The following is a 22,377-nucleotide window of genomic DNA, read 5'->3' as shown; positions in this document are numbered from 1 at the left end:
ACCTGGTCTTCGTGGCCTTCCTGGTAGGTGTTGCCAACGGAGTCGGCGGTGAAAGCGCCGGCAGTGATCAGGCCTTGTTTTTCGCCGGTAACCGACATGTACGCTGGTGTTGCCATGGGGTGCTCTCCTTGCGGATAAAGTTAGGGTGCCCGGAGGCGAAATCGCCCGGTGGGTGGCTGAGAGTTATCAAGGAGCGTGCCAGGTTTTGCGCGGTGCCCGGATGGCGGGGGCGGCACGGTAGTCGGTGATCATTCGGGGCGATTTTCAGCGGGAAAATCGGGAGGAAGTGCGCAAGAAGTTGCGCAGTACTGCGCAACTTCTTGCGCACTTGGCTGCAGGGCTTGCGCCGCTTGGGCTGCAGGGCAATTTACCCCTGAAATATTACGCCCTACTGCGCAACTTCTTGCGCAGTAGGGTATTTGCCGGGACTGCGGTGTTGCCTTCGCGAGCAGGCTCGCTCCCACAAGGACAGTACTGCCAGCGAAAGCGTCTTATAAATGAAACACCGCCCTCGGCTATACTCCCCGCATTTCGATCAGGCACGAGGATTCACTGTGAAGAACTGGACGTTGCGCCAACGCATTTTGGCGAGCTTTGCGGTGATTATCGCCATCATGCTCTTGATGGTGGTGCTGTCCTACTCGCGGTTGTTGAAAATCGAGGCCAGTGAAAACAGCGTGCGCGACGATGCCATCCCCGGCGTCTATTACAGCTCGATGATTCGCGGCGCATGGGTCGACAGTTATTTGCAGACCCAAAAACTGCTCGGCCTCAAGGAAGGCCAGGGCGTTTCCAGTGAAGACGCTGCCGACTACAAGGCGTTCGAGGCGCGTCTGCAAGAACATATGGCCAGCTATCGCAAGACCATGGCCACCGATGAAGACCGTTCCGAATTCGCCCTGTTTGAGAAGTACCACGATACCTACATGCAGATTCAGGATGCCGTGCTGGACCTGCACAAGCGCAATCTGGAAGCCGATGCCATCAAGCTGTTCAACGAGAAACTGACCCCGGCGTGGTACACCGGGCGGATGAAACTCAACGACATCATTGGCGAAAACAAAGTCGTCGCTGATAACGCCATGGCCAACATCGACGACGCGGTGGCAGCGGCCAAAGTCAGCATGGTCATTTCTCTGCTGGTCGCGGTGCTGGCCGCCGGCCTCTGTGGTCTGCTGCTGATGCGCGCGATCATGGCGCCGATGAACCGCATCGTGACCATCCTCGACATCATGCGCACCGGCGATCTGAGTTCGCGCCTGAACCTTGATCGCAAGGACGAGTTCGGCGCGGTCGAAACCGGCTTCAACGACATGATGACCGAGCTGACGTCGCTGGTATCCCAGGCCCAGCGCTCCTCGGTGCAGGTGACCACCTCGGTGACCGAGATCGCCGCCACTTCCAAGCAGCAACAGGCCACCGCCACCGAAACCGCAGCGACCACCACCGAAATCGGCGCAACCTCCCGTGAGATCGCCGCGACTTCGCGGGATCTGGTGCGCACCATGACCGAAGTGTCCACCGCTGCCGATCAGGCCTCGGTGCTCGCCGGCTCCGGCCAGCAAGGCCTGGCGCGCATGGAAGACACCATGCACTCGGTCATGGGCGCGGCGGATCTGGTCAACGCCAAACTGGCGATCCTCAACGAGAAGGCCGGCAACATCAATCAGGTGGTGGTGACCATCGTCAAGGTGGCCGACCAGACCAACCTGCTGTCGCTCAACGCGGCGATCGAAGCCGAGAAGGCCGGCGAGTACGGTCGCGGTTTTGCCGTAGTCGCAACCGAAGTCCGGCGTCTGGCCGATCAGACCGCCGTGGCCACCTACGACATCGAACAGATGGTCCGCGAGATCCAGTCGGCGGTGTCGGCCGGGGTGATGGGCATGGACAAGTTTTCCGAAGAAGTGCGCCGCGGCATGTCGGAAGTGCAGCAGGTCGGCGAGCAGCTGTCGCAGATCATCCATCAGGTGCAGGCGCTGGCGCCGCGCGTGCTGATGGTCAACGAAGGCATGCAGGCCCAGGCCACTGGCGCCGAGCAGATCAACCATGCGCTGGTGCAGTTGGGCGATGCCAGCAGCCAGACCGTCGAATCGCTGCGTCAGGCCAGTTTCGCTATCGACGAACTGAGCCAGGTGGCCGTCGGCCTGCGCAGCGGCGTTTCGCGATTCAAAGTCTGATGAGCGAAATCATCGCCAAGCGTGGCGCCGCGCCAGTGGCGAAGCAGGCGCTGTTTCTGCTGTTTCGCATCGGCAGCGAACGCTACGCCCTGCGCGCCACCGAAGTGGCCGAAGTGCTGCCGCGCCTGCCGTTGAAACCGATTGCCCGGGCGCCGCACTGGGTGGCCGGGGTGTTCGCCTATCGCGGGGCGGTGGTGCCGGTGATCGACCTCAGTGCGCTGACTTTTGGCCAGGCCGCCGAGGCGCGGACCAGCACGCGGCTGGTGCTGGTCAATTATCAGCCGGAGCAAGCGCAAGCAGCGCAATGGCTCGGGCTGATCCTCGAGCAGGCCACCGACACGCTGCGCTGTCATCCGCAAGATTTCCAGCCCTACGGCCTCGATAACCGCGAGGCGCCGTACCTCGGCCCGGTGCGCGAAGATGCGCAGGGATTGCTGCAATGGGTGCGGGTCACTGACTTGCTCGATGACGCCGTGCGCAGCTTGCTGTTCCCCGATCCGCCGCGTGATCCGGCGCAGCTTGAGGCGCAGCCATGAGCAGTGAGCAGCGCTTTTTCGATTTCCTCAAGGAACGCATCGGCCTTGATGTCGCGTCGGTGGGCGCGGCGATCATCGAGCGCGCCGTGCGCCAGCGCACGACGTTGTCCCAAGCCGCCCACGCCGACGAATATTGGCAGCTGTTGCAAGGCTCGCGGGATGAACAGCAGGCGCTGATCGAAGCGGTGATCGTTCCGGAAACGTGGTTTTTCCGTTATCCGGAATCCTTCGCCACCTTGGGCAAACTGGCCCGTCAGCGTCTCGCCGAGCTGAACAACATGCGCGCGTTGCGCATCCTCAGTCTGCCGTGCTCGACCGGCGAAGAACCCTATTCGATCGCCATGGCCCTGCTCGATGCCGGGCTCAAACCGCATCAGTTCAAGGTCGATGGCATGGACATCAGCCCGTTGTCGGTGGACAAGGCGCGCCGTGCTGTTTACGGCAAGAACTCGTTTCGCGGGCAGGATCTGCAGTTTCGCGACCGGCATTTCATGCCTGAGCAGGACGGCCACCGGGTCAACGAATACGTTCGCGAACAGGTGCGCTGGCAGGTCGGCAATGTCCTCGATCCAACGCTTTTGGCGACCGAGCCTGCCTTCGATTTCGTGTTCTGCCGCAACCTGCTGATCTACTTCGACCAGCCGACGCAGAAACAGGTGTTCGAAGTGCTCAAGCGCCTGACCCACGTCGACGGCGTGCTGTTTATCGGCCCGGCGGAGGGCAGTCTGCTCGGGCGCTTGGGCATGCGCTCGATCGGCATTCCGCAGTCGTTCGCTTTCAGCCGCCATAACGAGCCGCACCCCGAACCGCTGCCGACGCCGAAACCGGTCGCCGTGCCGGCCAGCCAACCAATGCGCAGCGCGCTGCCGCCAGCGCCAGTGCGCAATCGGCCGTTCGCTGCCGTGACGCCTTTGCCGGTAACGAAAAAAACTGCCAACCCCGACGCCGCGACGCTGCTGGCGCAAATCGCTGCACTGGCCAACGAAGGCAAAAGCGCCGAAGCCCGTGCCGCGTGCGAACACTATCTGCGCAGCCATGAGCCGGTGGCGCAGGTGTTCTACTGGCTCGGCCTGCTCAGCGATGTCGCCGGCCTGAGCCTCGAGGCCCAGGGTTTTTATCGCAAGGCCTTGTACCTCGAACCGCAACACCCCGAAGCGCTGATGCACCTGGCGGCGTTGCTGCAGGCTCAGGGCGACACGGCGGGTGCCCGACGATTGCAGGAGCGCGCCGCCCGCAGCGGGCGCACCGCCGACAGTGAGCGTAAACGATGAGCGCGTCCGACACCTTGAACGTTACCCACGAAGACGCCCGCGCCATCGACGATTGCTGGAACCGCATCGGCATTCATGGCGACAAGTCCTGCCCGTTGCTGGAAGAGCACATTCATTGCCGCAACTGCTCGGTGTATTCCGCCGCCGCCACGCGCCTGCTCGACCGCTATTCGTTGCAGCAGGACCAGCGCGAAGCAGTGGTCAGCAAAGTCGAAATCGACGTCAAGACCCGCTCGCTGCTGATGTTTCGCCTCGGCGAGGAATGGCTCGGGCTGGCCACGCGCACGCTTGTCGAAGTCGCGCCGTTGCAGGCGATACATTCGCTGCCGCACCAGCGCTCGCGGGCCTTGCTCGGCGTGGCCAATGTCCGTGGCGCACTGGTCGCGTGCCTGTCGCTGGTGGAATTGCTCGACCTCGACGGCAGCGTTGCGCCGGTCAGTGGCGGGCGAGTCATGCCGCGCATGCTGATCATCGCTGCCCATGGCGGGCCGGTGGTGGTGCCGGTGGACGAGGTCGACGGCATTCATGCCATCGACGAACGCATCCTCGATGCCGCATCGCAGTCCGGTGCGCAAGCCAGTGCCAAATACACCCGTGGCGTTCTGCAATATCGCGATCGCAGCCTGCGCTGGCTGGATGAAGAACAGCTGTTGTCCGCCGTGACCCGGAGCCTGACATGACCCCCGAGCAAATGCGCGACGCCTCTCTGCTCGAACTGTTCAGCCTCGAAGCCGAAGCCCAGACCCAAGTGCTCAGCGCCGGGTTGCTGGCGCTGGAACGCAATCCGACCCAGGCCGATCAACTGGAATCGTGCATGCGCGCGGCGCACTCCCTAAAAGGTGCGGCGCGGATTGTTGGTATCGACAGCGGCGTCAGCGTCGCCCACGTCATGGAAGATTGCCTGGTCAGCGCCCAGGAAGGCCGTTTGTTGCTGCGTCCCGAGCACATCGACGCGTTGTTGCAGGGCACCGACCTGCTGATGCGCATCGCTACGCCGGCCAATGCGCCGCAACCTGCTGACATTGAAGCCTACGTGACGCTGATGGGGCGTTTGCTCGATCCGTCGGCGCCAGCCTCTGTGGTTGCCACGCCGCCGATGGCCGAGTTGCCGATCGAGCCAGCGCCGATAATGTCAGCGCCGATGGTCGACGAGCCCGCCGAGCCGACCCCGCGTAAAAACAAACGCACCACCGAGGGCGGCGAGCGCGTCTTGCGCGTCACCGCCGAGCGCCTGAACAGCCTGCTCGATCTGTCGAGCAAATCGCTGGTGGAAACCCAGCGTCTCAAGCCGCATCTGGCGACCATGCAGCGCCTCAAACGCATGCAGAACAACGGTCTGCGCGCGCTGGAAAATCTCAATGTGCACCTGAAGGAGCATGCGCTGAGCCTGGAAGCGCTCGAGTCGCTGGAAGATGCGCGACGTTTGCTCGCCGAGTCGCAGCAATTGCTCAGCGAGAAAAACGCCGAACTCGACGAATTCGCCTGGCAGGCCAGCCAGCGTGCGCAAGTGCTCTATGACACCGCGCTGGCCTGTCGCATGCGCCCGTTCGCCGACGTGTTGAGCGGGCAGGCGCGCATGGTTCGCGACCTCGGTCGCAGCCTTGGCAAACAAGTGCGCCTGGAGATCGAAGGTGAGAAAACCCAGGTCGATCGCGACGTGCTGGAAAAGCTTGAAGCACCGCTGACTCATCTGCTGCGCAACGCCGTCGATCACGGCATCGAATCCCCGGAACAACGCCTGCTCAAGGGCAAGCCGGAAGAGGGCCTGATTCGCTTGCGCGCTTCCCACCAAGCCGGTTTGCTGGTGCTGGAACTCAGCGATGACGGCGGTGGCGTCGATCTGAAGAAAGTCCGCCGCAGCATCGTCGAACGGCAGTTATCCCCAGCCGAAACCGCAGCGCAATTGAGCGAAGAAGAACTGCTGACCTTCCTGTTTCTGCCGGGATTCAGCCTGCGTGACAAGGTTACCGAAGTGTCCGGGCGTGGCGTCGGTCTGGACGCTGTTCAGCATATGGTCCGCCAATTGCGTGGGGCCGTGGTGCTGGAGCAGACGGCGGGCGAGGGCAGCCGTTTCCATCTGGAGGTGCCGTTGACGCTTTCGGTGGTACGCAGCCTCGTGGTGGAAGTCGGCGAAGAGGCTTACGCATTCCCGTTGGCGCACATTGAACGCATGTGCGATCTGGCCCCCGAAGACATCGTGCAGGTCGAAGGACGCCAGCATTTCTGGCACGAAGGCCAGCATGTCGGGCTGGTTGCGGCCAGCCAGTTGCTCAATCGCCCGGCCAGTCAGAACGATGGCGCTACCCTGAAAGTCGTGGTGATCCGCGAGCGCGAGGCGATTTACGGGGTGGCTGTCGAGCGCTTCGTGGGTGAGCGCACGCTGGTGGTGTTGCCGCTGGACGAGCGTCTGGGCAAGGTTCAGGATATTTCCGCCGGGGCCTTGCTCGATGATGGTTCGGTGGTGCTGATCGTCGATGTCGAAGACATGCTGCGTTCGGTGGACAAGCTGCTCAATACCGGGCGCCTGGAGCGCATTGCCCGCCACGGCAATCAAGCTGCCGAAGCCGCGCGCAAACGGGTGCTGGTGGTCGACGATTCGCTGACCGTGCGCGAGCTGCAACGCAAACTGCTGCTCAATCGCGGCTATGACGTCGCGGTGGCGGTGGACGGCATGGATGGCTGGAATGCGCTGCGTTCGGAGAACTTCGATCTGCTGATCACCGACATCGACATGCCGCGCATGGACGGCATCGAGCTGGTCACGCTGCTGCGCCGCGACAACCGTCTGCAATCGCTGCCGGTGATGGTCGTGTCGTACAAGGATCGCGAAGAAGACCGCCGCCGTGGACTGGATGCCGGCGCCGACTATTATCTAGCCAAAGCCAGTTTTCATGACGACGCCCTGCTCGATGCAGTGGTCGAGCTCATCGGAGGAGCGCGGGCATGAGGATCGCAATCGTCAACGACATGCCCCTGGCGGTGGAGGCCCTGCGCCGGGCGCTGGCGTTCGAGCCTGCGCATCAGGTGATCTGGGTCGCCAGCAACGGTGCCGAGGCGGTGCAACGCTGCGCCGAGTGCACACCAGACCTGATTCTGATGGACCTGATCATGCCGATCATGGACGGCGTCGAAGCGACGCGGCGGATCATGGCCGAGACGCCGTGCGCGATTGTCATCGTCACCGTGGATCGTCAACAGAACGTGCACCGCGTGTTCGAGGCCATGGGTCACGGCGCGCTGGACGTGGTCGACACGCCGGCGATCGGCGCCGGCAATGCCCAGGAAGCGGCGGCGCCGTTGTTGCGCAAGATCCTCAACATCGGCTGGCTGATCGGCGACAAGGCGCCACGCGCGCGCCCGGCGCCGAGTTCGCCGCGCAGTTCGCCGTCACGTCAGCGGCTGGTGGCGATCGGCTCGTCTGCTGGTGGGCCGGCGGCGCTGGAAGTGCTGCTCAAAGGCCTGCCGAAGGATTTTTCCGCCGCGATCGTGCTGGTGCAGCATGTCGATCAGGTGTTCGCCGCCGGCATGGCCGAATGGCTGGCCAGCGCCAGCGGCCTCGATGTGCGTCTGGCCCGTGAAGGCGAGCCGCCGCAGAGTGGCGCGGTGCTGCTGGCCGGGACCAATCACCATATTCGCCTGTTGAAAAACGGCACGCTGGCCTACACCGCCGAACCGGTCAACGAGATCTATCGCCCCTCGATCGACGTGTTTTTCGAGAGCGTTGCCAGTTACTGGAACGGTGACGCCGTCGGGGTTTTATTGACCGGGATGGGGCGCGATGGCGCGCAAGGGCTTAAGCTCATGCGCCAGCAGGGTTATTTGACCATTGCGCAGGATCAGCACAGCAGTGCGGTGTATGGCATGCCCAAGGCTGCCGCGGCGATCGATGCTGCGGTGGAAATCCGCCCGCTGGAAAAGATAGCGCCACGATTGCTGGAGATTTTCCCCAAATGAACAGGTTGATCGGCAATCCAGGCCCCCGCAGTACTCAGGTGACCGCTCATGAATGATTTACAGATCGACGACATTAAAACCGACGAAAACGCCGCCATGGTGTTGTTGGTAGATGATCAGGCGATGATCGGCGAAGCGGTGCGCCGTGGGCTGTCGAATCAGGAAAACATCGACTTCCACTTCTGCTCCGACCCGCAGCAGGCCATTGCCCAGGCGGTGCGGATCAAACCGACGGTGATCCTCCAGGACCTGGTGATGCCCGGCCTTGATGGCCTGAGCCTGGTGCGCGAATACCGCAATCATCCGGCGACCAAGGACATCCCGATCATCGTCCTCTCGACCAAGGAAGACCCGCTGATCAAGAGCGCGGCGTTCTCCGCCGGCGCCAACGATTATCTGGTGAAGCTGCCGGACACCATCGAACTGGTCGCGCGCATTCGCTACCACTCGCGGTCCTACATGACATTGCTGCAGCGCGACGCCGCGTACCGAGCGTTGCGGGTCAGCCAGCAGCAATTGCTCGACACCAATCTGGTGCTGCAACGGCTGATGAATTCCGATGGCCTGACCGGGCTGTCCAACCGCCGGCACTTCGACGAGTACCTGGAACTGGAGTGGCGCCGTTCGCTGCGTGATCAGACGCAGCTGTCATTGCTGATGATCGATGTCGATTACTTCAAGTCGTACAACGACAGTTTTGGCCACGTTGAAGGCGACGAAGCCTTGCGCAAGGTTGCCGCAGCCATCCGTGACGCCAGCTCGCGGCCATCGGACCTGCCGGCGCGTTATGGCGGCGAGGAGTTTGTGCTGGTGCTGCCGAACACTTCGCCGGGCGGCGCGCGGCTGTTGGCCGAAAAACTGCGCCAGACCGTGGCGGCGCTGAAAATTCCGCACAACACGCCGGCCGAGGGCTCCAGTCTGACCATCAGCATTGGTCTGGCGACCATGGTGCCGCAGGCGGGCAGTGATTGCCGGCTGCTGATTTCGGCGGCGGATCGCGGCTTGTATCTGGCCAAGAACAATGGGCGCAATCAGGTCGGGATTGAATAACTTTCCTGACAATGCAGTCCCCCTGTGGGAGCGAGCCTGCTCGCGAAAGCGGTTGTGCACTCGACATTGCCGGCGGCTGGCAGGTCGCCTTCGCGAGCAGGCTCGCTCCCACAGGAGATCGCTTCAGGTCAGTGTCAAGTGAATCACCTCCACACCCGCCAGACGGGCTGCCGCGACAGGCTGTTTACGTTATACTCGCCGGCTTTCAAAAGTTCGCCAACGAGTGCTGCCCGTCATGGAAATCAACCCGATCCTGAACACCATCAAGGACCTGTCCGAGCGCTCCGAAACTATTCGGGGGTATCTTTGACTACGATCAAAAGCATGAGCGTCTGACCGAGGTCAATCGCGAGCTTGAAGATCCGAGTGTCTGGAACAAACCTGAATACGCCCAGGAGCTGGGCCGCGAGCGTGCCGCGCTGGCGCAGATCGTCGACACTCTCGACGAACTGAACGGCGGTCTGGCCGATTGCCGCGACCTGCTGGACATGGCCGTCGAAGAGAACGACGAAGGCGCAGTGGGCGATGTCGTCGCCGAGCTGGCCCGTCTTGAGGAAAATCTGGCCAAGCTGGAATTCCGCCGCATGTTCAGCCATGAAATGGACCCGAACAACGCCTACCTGGACATCCAGGCCGGTTCCGGCGGTACCGAAGCGCAGGACTGGGCCAACATCCTGTTGCGCATGTACCTGCGCTGGGCTGACAAACGCGGTTTCGACGCGACCATCATGGAACTGTCCGCCGGTGAAGTCGCCGGGATCAAGGGCGCGACCGTGCACATCAAGGGCGAATACGCCTTTGGCTGGCTGCGTACCGAGATCGGCGTGCACCGTCTGGTGCGCAAAAGCCCGTTCGACTCCGGCAACCGTCGCCACACTTCGTTCTCCGCTGTTTTCGTCTCGCCAGAGATCGATGACAAGGTGGAAATCGAAATCAACCCGGCAGATCTGCGGATCGACACCTATCGTTCCTCCGGTGCCGGTGGTCAGCACGTAAACACCACCGACTCGGCCGTACGTATCACCCACGTACCGACCAACACCGTGGTCAGCTGCCAGAACGAACGTTCCCAGCACGCCAACAAGGACACCGCGATGAAAATGCTGCGGGCCAAGTTGTACGAGCAGGAAATGCAGAAGCGCAATGCGGCCTCGCAAGCGCTGGAAGACACCAAGTCGGATATCGGCTGGGGTCACCAGATCCGCTCTTACGTGCTCGATGCCTCGCGGATCAAGGATCTGCGTACCAACATCGAACGCAGCGATTGCGACAAGGTGCTCGACGGCGACATCGACGAGTACCTGGAAGCGAGCCTGAAATCCGGCCTGTAACACCCTCTGTGGGAGCGGGCTCGCCCGCGATCCCCAGCCGAAGGCTGGGGGCAACGAACCTGATGGAATACTTAAAGACATGAGCGACCTACAACTCGACCCGCAAGCCCTGCAACAGGAAGAAAACTCCCTGATCGCCCTGCGCAAGGAAAAGCTTGCTGCCGAGCGCGCCAAGGGCAATGCCTTCCCGAACGACTTCCGCCGCGAAAACTACTGCGATGCCTTGCAGAAACAGTACGCGGACAAGACCAAGGAAGAGCTGGCAGAGGCTGCAATCCCGGTCAAGGTTGCCGGTCGCATCATGCTCAACCGTGGCTCGTTCATGGTGATTCAGGACATGACCGGGCGCATTCAGGTCTACGTCAACCGCAAGACGCTGTCCGAAGAAACCCTGGCCGCGGTGAAAACCTGGGACATGGGCGACATCATTGCCGCCGAAGGTACCCTGGCGCGTTCCGGCAAAGGCGACCTGTACGTTGAAATGACCAACGTGCGCCTGCTGACCAAGTCGCTGCGCCCGCTGCCGGACAAGCACCACGGCCTGACCGACACCGAACAGCGCTATCGCCAGCGTTACGTCGACCTGATCGTCAACGAAGACGTGCGCCAGACCTTCCGCGTGCGTTCGCAAGTGATCGCGCACATCCGCAGCTTCCTGATGAAGCGCGACTTCCTCGAAGTCGAAACGCCGATGCTGCAGACCATTCCCGGCGGCGCTGCGGCCAAGCCGTTCGAAACTCACCACAACGCGCTGGACATGGAAATGTTCCTGCGTATCGCGCCAGAGCTGTATCTGAAGCGTCTGGTGGTTGGCGGTTTTGAAAAGGTCTTCGAGATCAACCGCAACTTCCGTAACGAAGGCGTTTCGACTCGTCACAACCCTGAATTCACCATGTTGGAGTTCTATCAGGCATACGCCGATTACGAAGACAACATGGACCTCACCGAAGAACTGTTCCGCGAGCTGGCGCAGCTGGTGCTGGGCAGCACCGACGTGCCGTACGGCGACAAGGTTTTCCACTTCGGCGAGCCGTTCGTGCGTCTGTCGGTGTTCGACTCGATCCTCAAGTACAACCCTGAGCTGACTGCCGATGATCTGAACGACATCGACAAGGCTCGCGCCATCGCCAAGAAGGCCGGCGCCAAGGTGCTGGGCTTCGAAGGTCTGGGCAAATTGCAGGTGATGATTTTCGAAGAGCTGGTCGAGCACAAGCTCGAGCAGCCGCACTTCATCACTCAGTACCCGTTTGAAGTGTCGCCGCTGGCCCGTCGTAACGACGAGAACCCGAACGTCACCGACCGCTTCGAGCTGTTCATCGGTGGTCGTGAAATCGCCAACGCCTACTCCGAGTTGAACGACGCCGAAGACCAGGCCGAGCGCTTCATGGCGCAGGTGGCCGACAAGGACGCCGGCGACGACGAAGCCATGCACTACGACGCCGACTTCGTCCGTGCGCTGGAGTACGGCATGCCGCCAACCGCCGGCGAAGGTATCGGCATCGATCGTCTGGTGATGTTGCTGACCAACTCGCCGTCGATCCGCGATGTGATCCTGTTCCCGCACATGCGACCGCAAGCGTAAACGTTTCAGTTGAAAAGCCGCCTAAAACAGGCGGCTTTTTATTGCCTGTCTGGTACAAATGTATCAATTGGTTAATTTGGCATTAGTAGAGGAAGTGCTGTCGTGATGGGTGCATTAGCTCAAGAAGGTGCAGCGGGTATCGCCACTGCGGTCGCTGAAAGTGTTCAGTACCAGGGCCGCAAGGCCAGCCGACAGGGCAGTGAGCAGCGTCGCCAGGACATTCTCGACGCCGCGATGCGCATTGTCGTGCGCGACGGCGTGCGTGCCGTGCGCCATCGTGCGGTCGCGGCAGAGGCTGGCGTGCCGCTGTCGGCGACCACGTATTACTTCAAGGACATCGATGACCTGCTCACCGATACCTTCGCCCAATACGTTGAACGCAGCGCGGCGTACATGGCCAAGTTGTGGATCAATAATGAAGGTCTGTTGCGCGAAATGGTGGTCAGCGCCGACGGCAGCCCGGAGTCGCGCTCGCAATTGGCCGATGATATTGCGCGGCTGATGGCCGATTACGTGCACCGGCAATTGATCAACCGGCGCGAGCATCTGATGGCCGAACAGGCGTTCCGTCAGGAAGCGCTGCTCAATCCGCGTCTGGCCATTCTGGTGCGCTCGCATCAGCAGATTCTGTTGCAGGGCACCTGCCAGTTGTTCCAGGTATTGGGCTCGCGTGAACCGCAGCAGGATGCCAAGGTGTTGACGGCGATTATCGGCCGGATGGAATATCAGGGCCTGCTCAACGACGCCGAGCCATTGGCCGAAGAGGACATGCTCGGGATTCTGACGCGGTATATGCACCTGGTGCTGGCGTCGGTCTAGCGTTTCACGCTACACCCTGTGGGAGCGAGCCGTTGATGATCGTTCCCTCGCTCCGCGTGGGAATGCATCCTGTGACGCTCTGCGTCACGCAGCAAAAAGGGACGCGGAGCGTCCCGGGCGACATTCCCACGCAGAGCGTGGGAACGATCAAAAGTCTGAGTTTCAGCACGTCACGTTTTCTACAGGAGTTTCGGGTGGACGATTACCAGCAGACGATACGCATGTTGTCCGATCGCATTGTGCTGGCGCAGACGCCGATCCGCGTGCTCGATGCGGTCAAGTGGGACGACAACGTGCGCAAGGGCTTCCTCAAGGCCAAAGGCAAGGAAATGCCGGCGGTGGATCGCGACTACTACCTCAACCGCCCGCTGTCGTTCGATTCGAGCCAGGTCAAACTGGAATTCCAGAACATCGAGCGCGACATCACCCGCCAGCTCGGCCAGTTCAACCCGGTCGGGCAGATCATGCGGCGCATGTGCAAGGAATACCGCATGGTGGTGCGCATGCTCGAGGCGCGCGGCACCGAGGACTTCGGCCTGATCTCGCAAGAGCTGTACGGCGCGGCGTCCGATGCCTTTCACGCCGGTGACCCGACATTGGCCGACCTCGGCCTGATGATGTCCGACTACCTGAACAACATCGACGGACGCGGCGATCTGAAGGACGAGCCGAAAATCCTTACCGCCAAAGACGCGGTGCACCTGCTGCAGACCCGACTGAACAAGGTATTCGGTGAGGCCGAAGAGACGATTCGCGTGTTCGAGTCCGACGGCATCGTCGCCGACGCCGCGGCCGGCGCCGACTACATCAAGATTCGCACGGATGCGCTGTTCAACGACCGCGACGTGCGCGCCCTGGAAGTCCACGAAGGTCTGGTGCATGTCGGCACTACGCTCAATGGCTTGAACCAGCCGATCTGCACTTTCCTGTCGAAAGGCCCGCCCTCGTCAACGGTGACCCAGGAAGGGCTGGCGATCCTGATGGAAATCATCACCTTCGCCTCTTACCCGAGTCGCCTGCGCAAACTGACCAACCGCACCCGTGCGATTCATATGGTCGAGGAGGGCGCGGACTTTTTGCAGATTTACGAATTTTTCCGCGAGCAAGGTTTCGAGATGGCCGAAAGCTACGGCAATGCCAGCCGGGTGTTCCGTGGCTCGACGCCCACCGGTCTGCCATTCACCAAAGACTTGTCCTATCTCAAGGGCTTCATCATGGTTTACAACTACATTCAGTTGGCCGTGCGCAAGGGCAAGCTTGAGCAGATTCCGTTGTTGTTCTGTGGCAAGACCACACTGGAAGACATGCGGACCTTGCGCCAACTGGTGGACGAAGGACTGGTGGTGCCGCCGAAATATCTGCCGGACCAGTTCCGGGACTTGAATGCGTTGTCGGCGTGGATGTGTTTCTCCAACTTCCTCAACCATTTGAGCCTGGACCGGATTGAGGCGGATTACTCCAATATCCTCTAACCCAACACAATCCCCTGTGGGAGCTGGCTTGCCAGCGATTGCATTCTGTCAGTCAATATTGATGTTGGCTGACCCACCGCCATCGCTGGCAAGCCAGCTCCCACAGGGTTATTTGTTTTTCTCTGAATCGATTGTCTGCCCATTTCTTGCGAGGTTTCACCGGATGAGAATCCTCGGCATCCTTTGCCTGCTCTTGACCCTCGGTGGTTGCAGTTCGCTGCTGTTCTACCCGGAACCGGGCCAGATATTCACCCCGGACAAAGCCAAACTCGAATACCGCACCGTCACTCTGCTCACCGCTGATGGCTTGAAGCTCAACGCCTGGTGGCTGCCGGCCAAACCTGGCGTCGAGGTCAAAGGCACGGTCCTGCATCTGCACGGCAACGGCGGCAATCTGCCGATGCATCTGGGCGGGAGCTGGTGGTTGCCGAAGAACGGCTACCAGGTGCTGCTGGTCGACTATCGCGGCTACGGTTTGTCAGAAGGCAAGCCGAGCCTACCGGCGATCTATCAGGATATCGATGCGGCCTTCGCCTGGCTCGACAACGCGCCCGAGGTCAAAGGCAAACCGCTGGTGCTGCTCGGACAGAGTCTGGGCGGCGCGATGTCGGTGCATTGGCTGGCGCAGCACCCGGAGCGGCAAAAACAACTCAAGGCCCTGGTGCTGGATGGCGTGCCGGCCAGTTATCGCAGCGTCGGCCAATTCGCCCTCAGCACTTCGTGGCTGACCTGGCCATTACAAGTGCCGCTGTCGTGGCTGGTGCCGGACGGAGACAGCGCGATCAACTCGATGGCGCAGCTGACCGGCGTGCCCAAGCTGATCTTCCACAGCATCGATGATCCGCTGGTGCCGATGGCGAACGGCATTCGCCTGTATCAGGCAGCGCCGCCGCCGCGCGTGTTGCAGCTGACCCGTGGCGGTCATGTGCAAACCTTCGGCGACCCGGTATGGCGTCAGGTCATGCTGCGCTACCTCGATGATCCCGAACACTTCGACGGCCTGCGCCGCCTCGGCGAAATCCCCAACTATCCTCCGCCCCCGAATTCCGAAGATGAGAGCCCGCAATGACTGAAGAACGTAATGCCATCCCGCTGATCATCACCGGTATCTGCAGCATCCTCGGCACCGTCGGGGCGCTGTGGTACTACGGCTACCTGCACTTTGCCAAGCCGGAGGATGCGTTGTTGCTCAGCGAATTCACCATGCTCAAGACCGTACCGGGCGAGGACTACAAAGTCTCGCTGACCCCCGCGCCGCAAGTGGCGCAGTGCATTGATGGCGTGCTGGTGCTGTTCGATATCGAACAGAAAGGCCTGACCGGGGTGCTGGTTAATTCGCAGAAGAAAGCCGTGCGGTGTATGGGTGAGGAGACCCCGCAGAAACTTGAGCAGTAACCCCATCAAATGTGGGAGCGAGCCTGCTCGCGAATACGGTTTCACCTTCAACATTGATGTGAATGACGCTCCGCTTTCGCGAGCAGGCTCGCTCCCACAAGGAATCTCTGGTCGCGCATGAAAAAGCCCCGCCTGATCAAGTCAGGCGGGGCTTTTGCGTTACCGGGTGGAGCTTAGTTCGAGCTCACCGAAGAACGTGGTGCTACTGGCTGGTTGTCGTTGGAAATGGTCACTTCCACACGACGGTTCATCGCACGACCCGAAACGCTGCCGTTATCCGCTACCGGATATTCCTTGCCATAACCCTGAGCGACGATGCGCGAAGGGTCGACGCCCATCTTGATCAGAGCCATCTGCACGGAAGTCGCGCGGCGCTCGGACAGCGACTGGTTGTAGCTCGCGGTGCCGGTGCTGTCGGTGTAACCCTCGACGATCACTTTGCGATCCGGGTTTTCCTGGAGGAATTGCGCCAGTTTGTTGATGTTCACCAGGCCGCTGGATTTCAGATCAGCCTTGTTGGTGGCGAACAGCACGTCACCGAAGGTCACCAGGGTGCCGCGATCGGTCTGCTTGGCGTTGAGGCTGTCCTGCAGCTGTTTGATCTGCTGGTCACGGGCATCCAGACGGGCTTGGGCACGTTGCGCAGCGGCGTTTTTCAGGTTGTTTTCAGCGGTGCGCAGAGCGATGGTCTGCTTGGCCACTTCGACGCGCTGGTTGGTCAGGTAAGCCAGTTGGTCAACCTTGGCTGCATCTTCTTTGTCCAGATAAGCCTTGTCGGCCTTGTCCAGGTAATCGCTGGCGTCTTTGGTTTCCAGTGCCGCGACTTTGCTCGCCTGTGGGTTGGCCTGCAGGCCGGCGTAGTTGGTGCGCGCCTGTTCCAGGTTCGGGTTAGGCGGGGTGGAGCAGGCTGCCAGTGCAACGCTTGCGGCCAGAAGAGCGGGAATCATCAGTTGCTTACGCATAATTTTTCGTCCTTTCTATCGGTAAGAGTTTCAGCTTTGCGGTCGGGATGCGCGCTTACTGCACAGTGCGCTGGCTTTCCTGACGCAGTTCCTGAACACCTTTCTGGGAATCCTTCACAGCCTGTTCGGCCTTGGCGGCCTGAGCCTTGCGTTCAGCGACGCGAGCGTCCCATTCAGCCTGTTCGGACAGGCGACGGGCCTCGTCATACTTCTTGTCGTGCATGGCGATTTCAGCTTGTTTCAGTTTGTCCTGAGCCTGCTTCATTTCCACCGCAGCGAATTCGGTACCGCCAGCGCTGACGGCGCTGTTCACAGCCGATTGGGTCACGGCGTACTGCTCGGTCGGTGGGTTACCGGCGCAACCGGCCAGTACGAAGCTGGTGCCGATGGCCAGAGCGGCCAGTTTCAGACCGCGCAGGTGGGAAAACGAGGTTTGGGTTTTCATGGTCTTCAACTCCATTAGGCATCTCCTGAAAATACAACTGAATCCATCCTGGCAGAGGAGCCGAAAGCATCGCTTGTAGACGCGAATTGAAACGCTCGTTCCAGGCGTGGTTACCTGTTCCGACCGGCGGCATTTTTGAAAAGTTCAGAAAAGATGGCCTATCGCCAAAAATTTAATTGACCGTTTGGACAAGGCTCTGGGGCGGGAACTTTGGGGCTTTGGAGCGGTACGCGCGGGTGAGTTTTAAGGTGATATCAGGGATGATCAGTACCCTGTGGGAGCTGGCTTGCCAGCGATGAGGCCATCGTGCTCAGCACATCTTTGACTGAACTGCCGCCATCGCGGGCAAGCCCGCTCCCACATTTTTCTCGGTGTCAGGAATCAGTGCTTTTGCTTGTTCTCAGCCGAGGACAAATCATGCAAATGCCTCCGCGATAACGCCAGAAAACGCGGCGTCGGGCCAACATCTTCATACAACGGATCACCTTCCTCGTCCGTCGCTACTACCGTCGAACCCTTCACATACGGCAGGCTCGCTTCGAATTCTTCAAGCGCGGCGCCGATCAGTTCACCGAGCAGTTCCTCGGGGTGACGCTTGGGGTACATTTCGGCAATCGCCGCCAGCCTTGCGGCTGCTTCGACGTCCAGATGAATCGTGTAGCCGGTGTCGGTCAGGCGACCTTTGGCGTTTTCTTCCCAATGCTGGGCGAGTTCACGAATTTTCATGATGACCTCATTTAGCGCCTGCTGATGGCAGGCCTGGGTGAGTGTCCGGCAGCGCCGGCGGCGGGCCGTCGTACGGCTTACTGTTGAGACTAGCTTTCGCCGGCAAGGTTTAAAGTCAATTCGTCGCCTGCTTGTAAGAAGCGGCGCAGAGCGGCACTCTCTGGCAAAGCATTCGTTTCTGCGCTGTCCCCGATTACCGCTGGAGAACTGCTGATGACCGATATTGATGCACGCTTGCGCGAAGATGTTCACCTGCTCGGAGAGCTGTTGGGCAACACCATTCGAGACCAGTACGGCGAGGCGTTCCTCGACAAGATCGAGCAGATTCGCAAAGGCGCCAAGGCCGACCGGCGCGGCTCGATGGACGCTGAGCTGAGCGCCAGCCTCAATCAATTGAGTGAAGACGAATTGCTTCCGGTCGCGCGGGCCTTCAATCAGTTTCTCAACCTGGCCAACATCGCCGAGCAATATCAGCTGATCCATCGCCGCGAGGAGTCGCAACCGGCGCCGTTCGAGTCGCGGGTGTTGCCGGAACTGCTCGCGCGCCTGCGCAGCGAAGGGCACAGCGCCGAATCTCTGGCCCGGCAACTGGCGCGCCTGGAAATCGAACTGGTGCTGACCGCGCACCCGACCGAAGTGGCGCGACGCACGTTGATCCAGAAGTACGACGCGATCGCCGCGCAACTGGCCGCGCAGGACCATCGCGACCTGACCAGCGCCGAGCGCGAGCAGATCCAGAGCAAACTGCAACGGCTGATCGCCGAAGCCTGGCACACCGAAGAAATCCGCCGCACCCGCCCGACGCCGGTCGATGAAGCCAAATGGGGCTTTGCGGTGATCGAGCATTCGTTGTGGCAGGCGATCCCCAACCATATGCGCAAGGCCGATCAGGCGCTGTTCGCCGCGACGGGTCTGCGCTTGCCGCTGGAAGCCGCGCCGATCCGCTTCGCCTCGTGGATGGGCGGCGACCGTGACGGCAACCCCAATGTCACCGCCGCCGTCACTCGCGAAGTGTTGTTGCTGGCGCGCTGGATGGCCGCTGATTTGTACCTGCGCGATGTCGATCACCTTGCTGCCGAGCTGTCGATGCAGCAGGCCAGCGACGCGCTGAAGGCCAAGGCCGGCGACAGCGCCGAACCGTATCGCGCGGTGCTCAAACAATTGCGCGAACGTCTGCGTGCGACGCGCAATTGGGCGCACGCTGCATTGACCGCGCCGACCCCGGCCACCACCGATGTGCTGCACGACAATCGCGATCTGCTTGAGCCTTTGCAGTTGTGTTTCAACTCGCTGCACGAGTGCGGCATGGGCGTCATCGCCGACGGCCCGTTGCTCGATTGCCTGCGTCGGGCGGTGACGTTCGGCCTGTTTCTGGTGCGCCTCGATGTGCGTCAGGATTCGACCCGGCACAGCTCGGCGATGACGGAAATCACCGATTACCTCGGCCTCGGCCGCTATGAGGAATGGGACGAAGAACAGCGCATCAACTTCCTCACCGAGGAGCTGAGCAACCGTCGTCCGTTGCTGCCCGCGCATTTCAAACCATCGGCGGACACCGCCGAGGTGCTCAACACCTGCAAGGAAATCGCCGCCGCGCCCGCTGCGTCGCTGGGCTCCTACGTGATCTCCATGGCCGGCGCCGCTTCCGACGTGCTCGCGGTGCAACTGCTGCTCAAGGAATCCGGCGTACTGCGGCCGATGCGCGTGGTGCCGCTGTTCGAGACCCTCGCCGACCTCGACAACGCCGGGCCGGTGATGGAGCGTCTGCTGTTGTTGCCGGGCTATCGCGCGCGTTTGCATGGCCCGCAGGAAGTGATGATCGGCTATTCCGACTCGGCCAAGGATGCCGGCACCACCGCTGCGGCATGGGCGCAATATCGAGCGCAGGAACGACTGGTGGAAATCTGCCGTGAGCAGCAAGTCGAGCTGCTGCTGTTCCACGGTCGCGGCGGCACCGTTGGCCGTGGCGGCGGTCCGGCGCACGCGGCGATTCTGTCGCAACCACCGGGTTCGGTGGCCGGGCGTTTCCGTACTACCGAACAGGGCGAAATGATTCGTTTCAAATTCGGCCTGCCGGACATCGCCGAGCAAAACCTCAATCTGTATCTGGCTGCCGTGCTCGAGGCGACCTTGCTGCCACCGCCGCCGCCGACGCCTGAATGGCGCCATCTGATGGACGAATTGGCGGCGGACGGTGTCAGCGCTTACCGTCAGGTGGTGCGGGAAAATCCGCAATTCGTTGAGTACTTCCGTCAGTCGACCCCGGAGCAGGAGCTCGGACGTTTGCCGCTCGGCAGTCGTCCGGCCAAACGCCGTGCGGGCGGTATCGAAAGCCTGCGGGCGATCCCGTGGATCTTCGGTTGGACCCAAACCCGATTGATGTTGCCGGCCTGGCTGGGTTGGGAGACTGCGTTGAGCAAGGCGCTGGAGCGCGGCGAAGGTGAGTTGCTGGGGCAGATGCGCGAACAGTGGCCGTTCTTCCGCACGCGCATCGATATGCTGGAAATGGTTCTGGCCAAGGCCGATGCGGATATTGCGCAGTCCTACGACGAACGTTTGGTCGAGGCTGATCTGCTGCCATTGGGCGCGCAGTTACGCGACCTATTGTCGCAGGCGTGCTCCGTGGTACTGGGCCTGACCGGGCAGTCGCAGCTGCTGGCGCACAGCCCGGACACCCTCGAATTCATCCGCTTGCGCAACACCTACCTCGACCCGCTGCATCTATTGCAGGCGGAACTGCTGGCGCGTTCGCGGCGACAGGATGTCGAGCAGGGCAGCCCGGTAGAACAGGCGCTGCTGGTGTCTGTGGCGGGGATTGCCGCCGGATTGCGCAATACCGGCTAAGGTTGCTGGGCACCTCAGGCGGCATTCGCGACAAGGGTCGGATGCCGCTTCTCCTGCCGTAGGAAAGTGCCGCGAAGCGACAGTTATTGATGGGGTTGCGACTTGGGTTACCGCGTCGCAAGGTCACGGCGGGCGTCGGTTTCTCCGACTTTTGGCGTCTTGTGTGGGCGCAGCCTGCTGTGTATCTTGATCAGCCTTTGGCCGTTTGTGCGGCCACGACCCGTATTTTCAGGATCCGCCGGTTACGAGCGAATCCTTTGTTTTGTAAAGCTTTTATATAAAAAATTGAGGAGCACATCGATGCGCGTCATTCTGCTGGGAGCTCCCGGGGCCGGTAAAGGTACTCAGGCAAAGTTCATCACCGAGAAATTCGGCATTCCGCAAATCTCCACCGGCGACATGCTGCGTGCTGCGGTCAAGGCTGGCACTCCACTGGGCGTGCAAGCCAAGAGCATCATGGATGCCGGCGGCCTGGTGTCGGATGACCTGATCATCGCGCTGGTCAAGGACCGCATCGCTCAACCTGATTGCGCCAACGGTTTCCTGTTCGACGGCTTCCCGCGCACCATTCCGCAGGCTGAAGCGCTGGTCACTGCCGGTGTCGAGTTGGATGCCGTGGTCGAGATCGCTGTAGAAGACGAAGAAATCGTGCAGCGTATTGCCGGTCGCCGTGTCCACGAAGCCAGTGGCCGCGTTTACCACATCATCTACAATCCGCCGAAACAGGCTGGCAAGGACGACATCACCGGCGAAGAGCTGGTGCAGCGCAAGGACGATACTGAAGAAACCGTGCGTCATCGCCTGTCGGTCTACCATTCGCAGACTAAACCGCTGGTGGAGTTCTACCAGAACCTTTCCGCCAAGAACGGCGGCAAGCCAAAGTACAGCCACATCGAAGGCGTTGGTTCGGTTGATGCAATCACCACCAAGGTGCTGGCCGCGCTGAGCTGAAAAGTCTGATCGGCTGCATCATCCACGGCCCGCTTGCGGGCCGTTGTTGTTTATACTGACGCACTTTTTCCCACCCCTGTTTTGGAAACATCGATGAGCACCTTGCTGGCCCTGGACACCGCGACTGAAGCTTGCTCCGTTGCCTTGCTGCATGACGGCAAGGTGACGAGCCATTACGAGGTGATCCCGCGCCTGCATGCGCAGAAGCTGCTGCCGATGATCCAGCAATTGCTCGCCGATGCGGGCACCACGTTGCAAGCGGTCGACGCGATTGCCTTCGGCCGTGGCCCGGGCGCGTTCACCGGTGTGCGCATTGCCATTGGTGTGGTGCAGGGTTTGGCCTTTGCTCTGGATCGTCCGGTATTGCCGGTATCCAACCTTGCCGTGCTGGCCCAGCGTGCCTTTCGTGAACATGGCGTAAGCCAGGTCGCGGCTGCGATCGATGCGCGGATGGATGAAGTGTATTGGGGCTGCTACCGCGAGACGGCGGGGGAGATGCGTCTGGTTGGCGCCGAAGCCGTGTTACCACCGGAAGTCGCCGCGTTGCCCGCTGATGCAAGTGGCGATTGGTTCGGTGCCGGTACTGGTTGGGGCTACGGCGAGCGCATCGCGGTCAATCTGAGCGGCTCCGACGCCGGCATGCTGCCCCACGCCGAAGACCTGTTGACCCTGGCGCGTTTCGCTTGGGAGCGCGGTGAGGCGATCCCGGCAGATGACGCCCAGCCGGTTTACCTGCGCGATAAAGTCGCCACCCCGAAAGCCCGCTGATACCTCCGGGCTGATTTTGTGGCGAGGGGATTTATCCCCGTTCGGCTGCGCAGCAGTCGCAGGTCCTGAAAATGCGGCGGCACTGAGAAAATGC

The 22,377-nt window shown here is 61.3% G+C and carries 19 protein-coding genes and 1 pseudogene; 16 read left to right on the top strand and 4 right to left on the bottom strand.

The window, feature by feature from the left end; translation table 11 throughout:
- Positions 1-116 (bottom strand): annotated as a pseudogene (locus KVG87_RS22595) (Hcp family type VI secretion system effector); the annotation flags it as partial.
- 438 nt (positions 117-554) lie between these two features.
- On the opposite strand from KVG87_RS22595, the gene KVG87_RS22590 reads away from it, so the two are divergent.
- The 13 genes from KVG87_RS22590 to KVG87_RS22530 all read left to right on the top strand — a co-directional run bounded on the left by KVG87_RS22590 (position 555) and on the right by KVG87_RS22530 (position 15,587).
- Positions 555-2,177 carry a methyl-accepting chemotaxis protein gene (locus KVG87_RS22590; protein ID WP_217852662.1) on the top strand — a complete coding sequence of 541 codons (1,623 nt, stop codon included), beginning with the start codon at positions 555-557 and terminating at the stop codon, positions 2,175-2,177.
- Positions 2,177-2,713 (top strand): chemotaxis protein CheW, encoded by a 537-nt coding sequence (locus KVG87_RS22585; protein ID WP_217852660.1) that lies wholly within the window; start codon positions 2,177-2,179, stop codon positions 2,711-2,713. The genes KVG87_RS22590 and KVG87_RS22585 overlap by 1 nt, the downstream gene beginning before the upstream one ends.
- Positions 2,710-3,984 (top strand): CheR family methyltransferase, encoded by a 1,275-nt coding sequence (locus tag KVG87_RS22580; protein ID WP_217852658.1) that lies wholly within the window; start codon positions 2,710-2,712, stop codon positions 3,982-3,984. Before KVG87_RS22585 ends, KVG87_RS22580 begins: the two co-directional genes overlap by 4 nt.
- Positions 3,981-4,664, top strand: coding sequence for a chemotaxis protein CheW (locus KVG87_RS22575; RefSeq protein ID WP_136492031.1), 684 nt, complete (start codon positions 3,981-3,983; stop codon positions 4,662-4,664). The genes KVG87_RS22580 and KVG87_RS22575 overlap by 4 nt, the downstream gene beginning before the upstream one ends.
- Positions 4,661-6,931: a hybrid sensor histidine kinase/response regulator gene (locus KVG87_RS22570; RefSeq protein WP_217852656.1), complete on the top strand. Its 2,271-nt coding sequence runs from the start codon at positions 4,661-4,663 to the stop codon at positions 6,929-6,931. The genes KVG87_RS22575 and KVG87_RS22570 overlap by 4 nt, the downstream gene beginning before the upstream one ends.
- Complete coding sequence (locus KVG87_RS22565; protein WP_122505651.1) at positions 6,928-7,938, top strand: chemotaxis response regulator protein-glutamate methylesterase; 1,011 nt, start codon at positions 6,928-6,930, stop codon at positions 7,936-7,938. Before KVG87_RS22570 ends, KVG87_RS22565 begins: the two co-directional genes overlap by 4 nt.
- Before the next feature lie 48 nt (positions 7,939-7,986).
- A complete protein-coding gene (locus tag KVG87_RS22560) occupies positions 7,987-8,988 on the top strand; it encodes a response regulator (protein ID WP_024011741.1) in 1,002 nt (333 codons plus the stop codon).
- Between the two features lie 235 nt (positions 8,989-9,223).
- Positions 9,224-10,319 (top strand): peptide chain release factor 2 gene (gene prfB / locus KVG87_RS22555; protein WP_099758102.1). Its coding sequence is split into 2 segments (ribosomal slippage): positions 9,224-9,295 and positions 9,297-10,319, totalling 1,095 coding nucleotides; the frame shifts between segments, so codons are not numbered across the junction.
- A gap of 79 nt (positions 10,320-10,398) precedes the next feature.
- Entirely contained in the window at positions 10,399-11,901 is a 1,503-nt protein-coding gene (gene lysS / locus KVG87_RS22550; RefSeq protein WP_076566067.1) for a lysine--tRNA ligase, read from the top strand.
- Positions 11,902-12,006: 105 nt separating this feature from the next.
- Positions 12,007-12,720 carry a TetR/AcrR family transcriptional regulator gene (locus tag KVG87_RS22545; protein WP_016771505.1) on the top strand — a complete coding sequence of 238 codons (714 nt, stop codon included), beginning with the start codon at positions 12,007-12,009 and terminating at the stop codon, positions 12,718-12,720.
- 221 nt (positions 12,721-12,941) lie between these two features.
- A complete protein-coding gene (locus KVG87_RS22540; RefSeq protein ID WP_166554750.1) occupies positions 12,942-14,192 on the top strand; it encodes a flavohemoglobin expression-modulating QEGLA motif protein in 1,251 nt (416 codons plus the stop codon).
- Between the two features lie 163 nt (positions 14,193-14,355).
- Positions 14,356-15,261: an alpha/beta hydrolase gene (locus KVG87_RS22535; RefSeq protein WP_217852654.1), complete on the top strand. Its 906-nt coding sequence runs from the start codon at positions 14,356-14,358 to the stop codon at positions 15,259-15,261.
- A complete protein-coding gene (locus KVG87_RS22530; RefSeq protein WP_217852652.1) occupies positions 15,258-15,587 on the top strand; it encodes a PA3694 family proteiin in 330 nt (109 codons plus the stop codon). The genes KVG87_RS22535 and KVG87_RS22530 overlap by 4 nt, the downstream gene beginning before the upstream one ends.
- Before the next feature lie 173 nt (positions 15,588-15,760).
- On the opposite strand, the gene lptF is transcribed toward KVG87_RS22530, so the two are convergent.
- The 3 genes from lptF to KVG87_RS22515 form a co-directional block, all read right to left on the bottom strand.
- Complete coding sequence (gene lptF, locus KVG87_RS22525; protein ID WP_024011746.1) at positions 15,761-16,549, bottom strand: lipotoxin F family OmpA-related lipoprotein LptF; 789 nt, start codon at positions 16,547-16,549, stop codon at positions 15,761-15,763.
- 55 nt (positions 16,550-16,604) lie between these two features.
- Entirely contained in the window at positions 16,605-17,009 is a 405-nt protein-coding gene (locus KVG87_RS22520; RefSeq protein ID WP_024011747.1) for a DUF4398 domain-containing protein, read from the bottom strand.
- Between the two features lie 366 nt (positions 17,010-17,375).
- On the bottom strand, positions 17,376-17,720 hold the full coding sequence (locus KVG87_RS22515) for a hypothetical protein (protein WP_016771500.1): 345 nt from the start codon (positions 17,718-17,720) through the stop codon (positions 17,376-17,378).
- Positions 17,721-17,933: 213 nt separating this feature from the next.
- Here KVG87_RS22515 and ppc point away from each other — a divergent pair, with 213 nt between their 5' ends.
- The 3 genes from ppc to tsaB all read left to right on the top strand — a co-directional run bounded on the left by ppc (position 17,934) and on the right by tsaB (position 22,283).
- Positions 17,934-20,564, top strand: coding sequence for a phosphoenolpyruvate carboxylase (gene ppc, locus KVG87_RS22510; protein ID WP_217852650.1), 2,631 nt, complete (start codon positions 17,934-17,936; stop codon positions 20,562-20,564).
- A 300-nt stretch (positions 20,565-20,864) separates the two neighbouring features.
- Positions 20,865-21,515 (top strand): adenylate kinase, encoded by a 651-nt coding sequence (adk, locus tag KVG87_RS22505; RefSeq protein WP_217852647.1) that lies wholly within the window; start codon positions 20,865-20,867, stop codon positions 21,513-21,515.
- A 93-nt stretch (positions 21,516-21,608) separates the two neighbouring features.
- Entirely contained in the window at positions 21,609-22,283 is a 675-nt protein-coding gene (gene tsaB, locus KVG87_RS22500) for a tRNA (adenosine(37)-N6)-threonylcarbamoyltransferase complex dimerization subunit type 1 TsaB (RefSeq protein ID WP_095180471.1), read from the top strand.
- The last annotated feature ends 94 nt before the right edge of the window (positions 22,284-22,377 follow it).

Source organism: Pseudomonas siliginis, assembly GCF_019145195.1.
GTDB classification, from domain to species: Bacteria; Pseudomonadota; Gammaproteobacteria; order Pseudomonadales; family Pseudomonadaceae; genus Aquipseudomonas; species Aquipseudomonas siliginis.
Note: the sequence above shows the minus strand (reverse complement) of the source record. Positions and strands in the feature narration are given on the sequence as shown.